Annotated in this window: 7 protein-coding genes and 1 pseudogene; 2 read left to right on the forward strand and 6 right to left on the reverse strand. The window is 69.0% G+C overall.

Annotation, left to right across the window (positions count from 1 at the left end; translation table 11 throughout):
* Positions 1-2,607, forward strand: a pseudogene (locus PKD06_RS06370) (DNA-directed RNA polymerase subunit beta'); the annotation flags it as partial.
* Positions 2,608-2,897: 290 nt separating this feature from the next.
* Here the strand turns inward: PKD06_RS06370 and PKD06_RS06375 are convergent.
* Together PKD06_RS06375 and PKD06_RS06380 are read right to left on the reverse strand one after the other, a co-directional pair.
* Positions 2,898-3,773 carry a DUF6600 domain-containing protein gene (locus tag PKD06_RS06375; RefSeq protein WP_324378726.1) on the reverse strand — a complete coding sequence of 292 codons (876 nt, stop codon included), beginning with the start codon at positions 3,771-3,773 and terminating at the stop codon, positions 2,898-2,900.
* Between the two features lie 11 nt (positions 3,774-3,784).
* Positions 3,785-4,960 carry an FAD-dependent monooxygenase gene (locus PKD06_RS06380; RefSeq protein ID WP_324378728.1) on the reverse strand — a complete coding sequence of 392 codons (1,176 nt, stop codon included), beginning with the start codon at positions 4,958-4,960 and terminating at the stop codon, positions 3,785-3,787.
* A gap of 80 nt (positions 4,961-5,040) precedes the next feature.
* Here PKD06_RS06380 and PKD06_RS06385 point away from each other — a divergent pair, with 80 nt between their 5' ends.
* A complete protein-coding gene (locus PKD06_RS06385) occupies positions 5,041-6,015 on the forward strand; it encodes a quinone oxidoreductase (RefSeq protein ID WP_324378730.1) in 975 nt (324 codons plus the stop codon).
* Here PKD06_RS06385 and PKD06_RS06390 read toward each other — a convergent pair.
* The 4 genes from PKD06_RS06390 to PKD06_RS06405 form a co-directional block, all read right to left on the reverse strand.
* Positions 6,005-6,505 (reverse strand): GNAT family N-acetyltransferase, encoded by a 501-nt coding sequence (locus tag PKD06_RS06390; protein ID WP_324378732.1) that lies wholly within the window; start codon positions 6,503-6,505, stop codon positions 6,005-6,007. The two genes, PKD06_RS06385 and PKD06_RS06390, sit on opposite strands and share 11 nt — an antisense overlap.
* 8 nt (positions 6,506-6,513) lie before the next feature.
* Complete coding sequence (apbC, locus tag PKD06_RS06395) at positions 6,514-7,629, reverse strand: iron-sulfur cluster carrier protein ApbC (RefSeq protein ID WP_324378734.1); 1,116 nt, start codon at positions 7,627-7,629, stop codon at positions 6,514-6,516.
* Between the two features lie 22 nt (positions 7,630-7,651).
* Positions 7,652-8,425, reverse strand: coding sequence for a ferredoxin--NADP reductase (locus tag PKD06_RS06400; protein ID WP_324378736.1), 774 nt, complete (start codon positions 8,423-8,425; stop codon positions 7,652-7,654).
* A 183-nt stretch (positions 8,426-8,608) separates the two neighbouring features.
* Positions 8,609-9,763, reverse strand: a complete 1,155-nt coding sequence (locus PKD06_RS06405; RefSeq protein WP_324378794.1) for an ABC transporter permease — start codon at positions 9,761-9,763, stop codon at positions 8,609-8,611.
* Between the last annotated feature and the right edge of the window lie 5 nt (positions 9,764-9,768).

The raw sequence follows: 9,768 nt of genomic DNA on the forward strand, positions 1-9,768 counted from the left end.
TTCGCCGATTTCGGCGAGCTCGAGCATGCCTTGCACGAGAAGGTCGTGCACCTGCATTCGAAGATCCGCTACCGCTGGGAGGGCCTCGGCGAGGACGGCCAGCCGGTGACGCGCTTCTACGACACGACGCCCGGCCGCGTGATCCTCTCGCGCGTCCTGCCGCGGCATCCGAAGGTGCCCTACGACGTCGTCAACAAGCTGATGACGAAGCGCGAGATCTCCGGGACCATCGACACGGTCTACCGCAATTGCGGGCAGAAGGAGACGGTCATCTTCTGCGACCGGATCATGGCGCTCGGCTTCCACCACGCCTTCAAGGCGGGCATCTCCTTCGGCAAGGACGACATGGTCGTGCCGGAGAACAAGTGGCAGATCGTCGACGAGACCCGCGCGCTCGCCAAGGATTACGAGCAGCAATACCAGGACGGCCTGATCACCCAGGGCGAGAAGTACAACAAGGTCGTCGACGCCTGGGCGAAATGCTCCGACCGGCTCGCCGGCGAGATGATGAACCGCATCTCCTCGGTGCAGAAGGACGACAAGGGCCGCGACAAGCCGGTCAACTCGATCTTCATGATGAGCCATTCGGGCGCCCGCGGCTCGCCGGCGCAGATGAAGCAGCTCGCCGCCATGCGCGGCCTGATGGCCAAGCCCTCGGGCGAGATCATCGAGAGCCCGATCATCTCGAACTTCAAGGAAGGGCTCGACGTGCTCGAGTACTTCAACTCCACCCACGGCGCCCGCAAGGGCCTCGCGGACACGGCGTTGAAGACCGCCAACTCGGGCTACCTGACCCGCCGCCTCGTCGACGTCGCGCAGGACGCCGTCATCCGCGAGCCCGATTGCGGCACGGACAAGGGCATCTCGATGCGCGCGATCATCGATGCGGGCCAGATCGTGGCCTCGCTCGCCTCGCGCATCATCGGCCGCTTCGTGGCCGAGGACGTGGTGGCGCCGGACGGGACGGTGATCGTGCCGGCCCGGACCACCATGATCGAGGAGAAGCATATCGAGGCGATCACCGCCGCCGGCATCACGGAGGTGAAGATCCGCTCGGTGCTGGTCTGCGAATCGAAGAACGGCGTCTGCGCCACCTGCTACGGGCGCGACCTCGCCCGCGGCACGCCCGTCAACATGGGCGAGGCGGTCGGCGTCATCGCGGCGCAGTCGATCGGCGAGCCGGGCACGCAGCTCACGATGCGGACCTTCCACATCGGCGGCGCGGCCACGATCGCCGACCAGTCCTTCGTCGAATCCGGCTTCGAGGGCACGGTCCGCATCCGCAACAAGGCCATCGCCAAGAACACGGACGGCGACCTCGTCGCGGTCGGCCGCAACAACTCGGTCGTGATCGTGGGCGCGGACGGGCAGGAGAGGGCGGTTCACCGCATCATCTACGGCTCGAAGCTCAAGGTCGATGACGGCGACAAGGTCAAGCGCGGCCAGCGCATCGCCGAGTGGGACCCCTATACCCGGCCGATCCTGACGGAGATCGACGGCATCGCCGGCTACGAGGACCTCACCGACGGCATGTCCATGACCGAGACGACGGACGAGGCGACGGGCATCTCCAAGCGCGTCGTCATCGACTGGCGCGGCTCGGCCCGGACCTCGGATCTCAAGCCCGCGATCACGGTCGGCACCAAGGACGGCAAGATCGGCAAGCTCTCGCGCGGCGGCGATGCGCGCTATCTCCTGCCGGTGGAGGCGATCCTCGCGGTCGATCCGGGCCAGTCGGTCAAGGCCGGCGACGTCCTCGCCCGCATCTCGACCGACAGCGCCAAGACGCGCGACATCACGGGCGGCCTGCCGCGCGTGGCGGAGCTGTTCGAGGCGCGCCGGCCGAAGGATGCGGCCGTCATCGCGGAGAAATCAGGCACGATCGCCTTCGGGCGCGACTACAAGAACAAGCGCCGCCTGACGCTGAACCCGCATGACGGCTCCGACCCGGTCGAGTACCTGATCCCGAAGGGCAAGCACATCCACCTTCAGGACGGCGACCAGGTCGAGATCGGCGACTTCATCGTGGACGGCAACCCGGCGCCGCACGACATCCTGGCGGTCAAGGGCGTCGAGGAGCTGGCCGCCTATCTCGTCAACGAGATCCAGGAGGTCTACCGGCTCCAGGGCGTGAACATCAACGACAAGCACATCGAGGTGATCGTCCGCCAGATGCTGCAGAAGGTCGAGATCACCGAGGGGGGCGACTCGGAGCTTCTCACCGGCGAGCAGATGGACCGGCTGGAGCTGGAGGAGATCAACGAGCAGCTCGTGGCCGAGAAGAAGAAGCCGGCCGTGGGCGTGCCCGTCCTCCTCGGCATCACCAAGGCGTCGCTGCAAACGCGGTCCTTCATCTCCGCCGCCTCCTTCCAGGAGACGACGCGGGTGCTGACCGAGGCGGCGGTGAACGGCAAGGTCGACACGCTGGAAGGTCTGAAGGAGAACGTGATCGTGGGCTCGCTCATCCCCGCGGGGACGGGCGCCATCAACACGGATATCCGCCAGATCGCGACGCGCCGCGACGAGCTGATCCTCGCCCAGCGCAACGCCGAGGCGGCCGCGGCGGCCCAGATCCAGATCGAGGAACTACCGCCCGCCGCGGAGTGATTCCGCTTCCGTGCTCCCTCGCTCTTCTTCGTTATGGCCGGGCTTGTCCCGGCCATAACGATGAAGCTCGCGTGATACGAAAATCGATAGATCAGCTTGGCCCGTTCTCTGCCGCGCGTCATGGCCGGCCTTGTGCCGGCCATCCACGAGCGCGGCAGCCGCCTGCGAGCCCGTTCACCGCAGGATAGGCGGACAGGCGTGGATGGCCGGCACAAGGCCGGCCATGACGTTCGTGATGAAAACGGCCTTTTCTCTCTCCCTCCGGGGAGAAACCTGTCACGCGGCCCGGCTCATTTGCGGCGATGCTCCGCGCGACGCCGGGATTTCTGCCGATAGACGAGCCTGTGGCCTCCCGTGACGTGGACGGGCTTGAAGGCCCGGCTTGGCCGCAGGCCGTAGATCGGCTTGGCCGTCCCGGGCCGCATGGAGGGCGAGATGACGGGGGCTTCGGCGGCGACGGCCTTGGGCGGCGGCGGCTTCTGCGTCCCGGCTTCGGCCGGGTGACCTTTGCAGGCCGGGCTCGCCGGGAAGCGCTGGCAGTGAGGGCCGAGAATCGCCGCCAGGGACTGCGGCCTTCCGGGAGCGGGCGGGGGCGGGCCGGACGCATCGGCCGTCGTCGGCCGGGGGGCGGTCGGGCAGCCGGCGGAGAAGGTCTGCCGATCCTGGCTCCGCCAGCCCGCGGTCGGGACCGGCTGGTTGTCGATCTCCGGCGCGAGGGGAGCCCAGCCCACCCGGTCGTCCTCGTCCTTCCAGGAGACCTGGGCGGGGCCGTAATCGATGCCGGCGATCCACATCCAGCCATAGTGCCGGTCATGGGCCCAGCGGCCGTAATGATGGACGATCGCGCCCCATTCGGTCGGATCCTGGTAGCTCCACGCTTTCCGCCGGCGATCATAGGCCCAGTAGCAGGGCGGGTAGGGCGCCCAATCCTGCGCGACGGCGCCCGGAAGCCAGACCTCGCCGTAGCGCGAATGCTCTCCGATGGTGCCGTATCTCTCCAGCACCTCCCGGAATTGCGCGAGAGCGGGGTTCGTGGCCGGCTGCTCCTGAGCGGGCGCTGGGGGAGAGCCGGTGGCTTGCGCAGCCGAATCGGAAAGCGACCAGGCCGCCAGGGCGGCGAGGGAGATCTGCGCGGCAAGGCCGAGGAAGCGAAGCGAACGTCCCATGGCTGCTTCTCTCACGTCGCGATCCGTTGCGGCAGCCCGGCCCGCATCACGGCGCGGCGAAGGGGGCCGATCCGCCCGACGAGGCCGAGGCCGAATCCGCGCGCGGCATCCAATAGCGGGGAGCCGGAGAGAAGCGCCCGATTGAGGCCATCCACCGCGAAGGCGCGCAATCCGGCATCCGCGCGCCTTGCGCGGTCGTAGCGGGAGAGGAGCGAGGGGCTGCCAGGATCGCCTCCTTCGGCGAAAAGGCGCAGCAGCATCGCGAGATCGGCGAAGCCGAGATTGAGGCCCTGCGCCCCGATCGGCGGCAGGACATGGGCCGCTTCTCCCGCAAGGGCCAGGCGCTCGGCGACGAAGCGGTTCGCCCGCATGGCGGCGAGGGGAAAGGCGCCCCGCGGCCCGTCCAGCTCCATGGCGCCGAGAAGGCGATGGCAGGCGGCCTCGACGGCGCCGGCGAGAGCGGCGTCGTCCAAGGCCGCGAGACGGCGCGCGTGATGCGGCTCGGTGACCCAGACGAGGCTCGAGCGCCAGCCGGACCGCCCGTCCGGCGGCATCGGGACCAGCGTCAGGGGGCCGCTGCGCTTGTGGAACTCGGTCGAGACGTCCCCGTGCGGCCGGGCATGGCGCAGGATCGCCGTCACGGCCGTCTGGCGGTAGCGGTGCTCGCGCGTGCCGATCCCGGCGCTCTCGCGCACCCGCGAGCGCCGGCCATCGGCCGCGACGACCAGATCCGCCTGGATTTCCGATCCGTCCGCGAGGAGGAGCCGGGCGGGATCGCCGGTCACGAACTCCTCGACGAAAAGCTCGCGCCAGGAGATCGAGGCATCTGCCCGGATCGCCTCCGCGAGCAGGTCGGCGAGGCGCGCATTCTCGATGTTCCAGCCGAAGGCGTCGAGACCCAGCTCTTCCGGCGAGAACTCGACGGGCGGGGGCCGGAAGAGGCTGTCCGAATCGTCGACGATGCGCAGCCGCCGTAGCGGGGCCGCGTGGGGCGCCAAGCGCGCCCACAGGCCGAGCCGTTCCAGGAAAGGCACCGACGGTCCGAGCAGGGCTGCCGTGCGTCCGTCGCGCGTGGGGGGCAGGGGGCCTACGAGGCAGGTGCGGTGTCCCGCGCGCGCGAAGGCGAGCGCGCCGAGGAGGCCGACCGGCCCCGCTCCCACCACCGCGATCTCGAAGCTCTCCGTCACCTGCCGCCCCGCTTTCTGCCGCCATTGCCGGCCGCGCCGTCCACCCTTAAGCCTCCAGGCCGGAACGAGGGAGTCTGAGCATGGTCGCGGCGATCCGGGTTCATCGATATGGCGGGCCGGAAGTTCTCCAGCTGGAGGAGATCGAGTTGCCGCCCCCCGCCAAGGGCGAGATACGGGTGCGGCAGAAAGCCATCGGCGTCAATTTCATCGACACCTATTTCCGCACCGGCCTCTACAAGGCGCCGCAGCTTCCCTTCATCGCCGGGAACGAGGCGGCCGGCGAGGTGACCGCGCTCGGCGAGGGCGTCGAGGGTTTCGCGATCGGCGATCGCGTCGCCTATGTCGTGACGCTGGGCTGCTACGCGGCCGAGCGGAACGTGCCGGCGGCCATGGCGGTGAAGCTGCCGGCCGCCATTTCCGACGAGACCGCGGCGGCGATGATGCTGAAGGGTCTCACCGCCGAATATCTCCTGCACCGGACCTACAAGGTGCGCCCCGGCGACACGATCCTCGTCCATGCGGCGGCGGGCGGCGTCGGCCAGATCCTGACCCAATGGGGCAAGCATCTCGGCGCGACCGTGATCGGAACGGCCGGGACCGAGGAGAAGGCCGCGCTGGCGCGCGAGAACGGCTGCGACCACGTCATCCTCTATCGCAGCGAGGATTTCGCCAAGCGCGTCGCGGAGATCACGAAGGGCGAGAAATGCAACGTCGTCTATGACGGGGTGGGCAAGACGACCTTCGAGGGCTCTCTGGACAGCCTGCGTCCGCTCGGTGTGCTCGCAAGCTTCGGCAACGCCTCGGGGCCGGTCTCGGATTTCAACCTCGGCATTCTCGGGCCGAAGGGCTCGCTCTTCGTGACGCGCCCGACCCTCTTCACCTTCATCCCCAGGCGGGCCTGGCTGGAAGAGATGGCGGGACGTCTCTTCGAGGTCGTCGCCTCTGGGGCGGTGAAGATCGCGATCAGCCGGCGCGCGCCGCTCGCGGACGCGGCGGAGGTGCATCGCGCCCTCGAAGGCCGCGAGACGACGGGAGCCGTCATCCTCACGCCGTGAGGCGGGCCGTCAGGTAGACCGCGCCGGCCCCGTAGGAGCGCAAGGCTCCGGGGGCCGGCTGCGGGCTCGCGGCCGCGAAGCCGTGGCGCGTCCAGAACGGCCCCGTGCCGTAGACCGAGACGCAGGCGAGGGCGTCGATGCCGCGGGCGCGCGCGAGGGCGCGGAGATGAGCCGCGTAGATGCCCGCGGCGCCCTGGCCGCGGCCCTCGGGCAGGATCGCGACATCGTGCATGTGGAGGCAATCGGGCCAGGCGGGGAGGGGGCCGAGCGGCGCGCCGAGGACGGGCACGCAGCCGAGCCTCCAGGGATGGGAGAGGGCGTAGCCGACCATGCCGGCGCTCCCCACGAGCTTTCGGCAGCCGGCCGGAAACAGGCTCCGCTTCTCGGCAAGAAGCGCGCGAGGCTCGTGCAGGTCCGCGTGGACGACGCGCTGAATGGCGTCGAGGCGGTCGAGATCCTCCGCTTCGAGAGGCTCCCAGCCCAGGCTCATGGCCGCTTCTATTCGATCACGATCCGGGGGGAGGGACGGCTCGCCGTCCCTCCCGTGATGCGGGTCCAGACCCCGGCGGCGATGGCGCGGTAGGCCGCGGCATGGGGCTCCTCGGACGCCGTCGCGACGACGGGGCGGCCGCTGTCGGAGGTCTCGCGGATCGTCATGTCGAGCGGCACCTCGCCCAGGAAAGGCACGCCGAGCCTCTCGGCCTCCTGCCGCGCGCCGCCATGGCCGAAGATATGCGAGACCGTTCCGCAGCGCGGGCAGGCGAAGCTCGCCATGTTCTCGACGATGCCGAGGATCGGAACCTCGACCTTCTTGAACATCGCGACGCCCCTCCGCGCGTCGATCAGGGCCAGGTCCTGCGGCGTCGAGACGATGACCGCGCCCGCGAGCGGCACGGCCTGGGCCATGGTGAGCTGGGCGTCGCCCGTGCCCGGCGGCATGTCGACGACGAGGGCGTCGAGATCGTTCCAGGCGACCTCGCGCAGCATCTGCGTGATGGCGGACATCACCATCGGCCCCCGCCAGATCATGGCCGTCTCCTCCTCGACGAGGAAGCCGATCGACATGACCTGGAGGCCGTAGCCGTCGAGCGGCTCCAGGATGCGGCCCGAGATGACGCGCGGCCTCTGCCCGCCGAGCCCGAGGAGCTTCGGCGCCGAGGGGCCGTAGATGTCGGCGTCGAGCAGCCCGACCCTCAGCCCCTGGGCTTGCAGCGCGAGGGCGAGATTCACGGCGGTGGTGGATTTGCCGACCCCGCCTTTGCCGGAGGCGACGGCGAGGACGTGTTTCACGCCCTCGATCGTCTGGGCTCGCGGCATCCGCGCACGGCCCCCGGGTCCCGCCGGAGGGCGAGGGGAGGGCGCGCCGCCGGCCCGCTCGGCCGTCAGGCTGACGAGGGCGGCGCTCACGCCCGGCAGCGCCTTGATGGCGGCCTCGGCGGCGGCGCGCGCGGGCTCGCTCGCCAGCGCCTCGGACGGATCCACGGCGATCGAGACGACGACGCGGCCGGACGGATCGACGACGACCGGCGACAGGCGGCCGGATTCGGGCAGCGTCCTCTCCCCGAGCCGCACGCCCGCGAGGGCCTTCAGCACGTCGCTTTCGGATATCGCCAAGATCCGTCCCTCTCCCCCTAGCCTATCGCTCGGCGAAAGCCTTCTCGACGACGAACTCGCCCGCCTCGCCGTGGTTGCCCTCGACGAACTCCGCCTCTTCGAGGAGGGCGCGCATGGATTCCAGCATCTGCGGCGAGCCGCAGAGCATTACGCGGTCCTCTTCATGCGCGAGGGGCGCGAGGCCGAGGTCGGCGAAGAGCTTCCCCGAGGTGATGAGGTCGGTCACGCGACCGCGATTGCGGAAGGGCTCGCGGGTGACGGTCGGATAATAGAGCAGCTTCTCGCGGACCAGCTCGCCGATCAGTTCGTCCTGCGGCAGCGTTTGGGTGATGAACTCGCCATAGGCGAGTTCATTCACGTGGCGGCAGCCGTGGATCAGCACGACCTTCTCGAAGCGATCGTAGGTTTGCGGATCCTTGATGATGCTGAGGAAGGGCGCGAGCCCGGTTCCCGTGCCGATCAGGTAGAGATTGCGCCCGTCCTTGAGGTTGTCGACGACGAGGGTGCCGGTCGTCTTCTTCCCGAGGATGATGCGGTCGCCCACCTCCAGGTGCTGGAGGCGGGAGGTCAGCGGCCCGTCCGGCACCTTGATGGAGAAGAATTCGAGCTTGTCCTCGTAATTGGCCGAGGCGATCGAATAGGCGCGCAGCAGCGGCTTCCCGTCCACCTCGAGGCCGAGCATGACGAACTCGCCGTTCCGGAACCGGAAGACCGGATCGCGGGTGGTCGTGAAGGAGAACAGGAAATCCGTCCAATGATGGACGGAGAGAACCTGCTCCGTGTTCCTGGTGCTCATCGGCGACGATCCGCTGCGAAAGATGCCTGTGGCGTGCTGGATTTCTCCCGTGACGCTGTCGGCCAAGGGGGCGGGCAGGTCAACCGTCGCGGTGCGCAAAACCAGGACGATCGGGTGAGGCGCCCCCGTGTCATCCCCTTCCCGGCCCTTCGGGCCGCCGGGGATGACAATCCGAGGGCGCCCTCAGTGATAGGGGTCGGCGGCGTCGCGCATGCCGTCGCCCATGAAGCTGAAGGCGAGGACGATCACGACCACAGGCACGATCGGCGTCAGCAGCCAGGGATGGAGCTGCACCGCCGCGAGGTTCTGCGCCTCGTTCAGCAGCACCCCCCAGCTCGTGATCGGCGGGCGCAGGCCGAGCCCCAGGAAGGAGAGGGCGGTCTCGCCGAGGATCATCGAGGGGATCGAGAGCGTCGCCGAGGCGATGAGATGGCTCATGAAATTGGGAATGAGATGGCGGCCGATGATGCGCGCCTTGGAAGCCCCCATCAGCTCGGCCGCCTTCACGAAATCCTCCTCGCGCAGCGCCAGGAGCTTGGAGCGCACCGCGCGGGCGAGGCCCGGCCAGTCGAGCATCCCGAGGATGATGGTGATGCCGAAGAAGACGAAGAGCGGGCTCCAGTTCGGCGGCAGGGCGGCCGAAAGCGCGAGCCAGAGCGGCAATTCGGGAAGCGATCGGATGATCTCGATCACCCGCTGGATGACGTTGTCCACCCAGCCGCCGAGATAGCCGGCAAGGCCGCCGAAGAAGAGGCCGAGCGCGAAGGAGACGGCGATGCCGACGAGCCCGATCGTCAGCGAGACGCGCGTCCCGTAGATGATGCGCGACAGGAGGTCCCGGCCCAGCCGGTCGGTTCCGAGGAGGAACATGGTCCCCCCCTCCGGCGGGCAGACGAAATGGAAGCTCGCCGGCAGGAGGCCCCACAACAGATAGGGATCGCCGGAGCAGAAGAAGCGGATCGGCTGCGGCTTCGTCTTGTCGACGATGTAGTCGCGCTGGAAGGTCTCGAGGTTGAAGGTGAAATGGTAGGGATAGACGAAGGGCCCGACGAAGCGCCCCTCGTGGAAGAGATGCAGCCTCTGTGGCGGCGCGTAGAGGAAGTTCCCGTCGCGCTTTCCCTGTCCGTAGGGCGCGACGATCTCGACGAAGGGCACGAGGAGATAGAAGCCGAGCAGCACGAAGGCCGCCGCGACCGCCACCCGGTGGCGCTTGAACTTCCACCAGGTCAGGCGCCAGGCCGAGGCGCGGTAGAAATCGTCGCCCTCGCCCCCGATGGGCTCGCTGCGGCCGGGATCGAAGGGCGCCTCGTCGACATAGTGCCGCGGCAAGGGTGGCATCCCGG

The organism is Enterovirga sp., from assembly GCF_035325185.1.
GTDB lineage: Bacteria > Pseudomonadota > Alphaproteobacteria > Rhizobiales > Beijerinckiaceae > Enterovirga.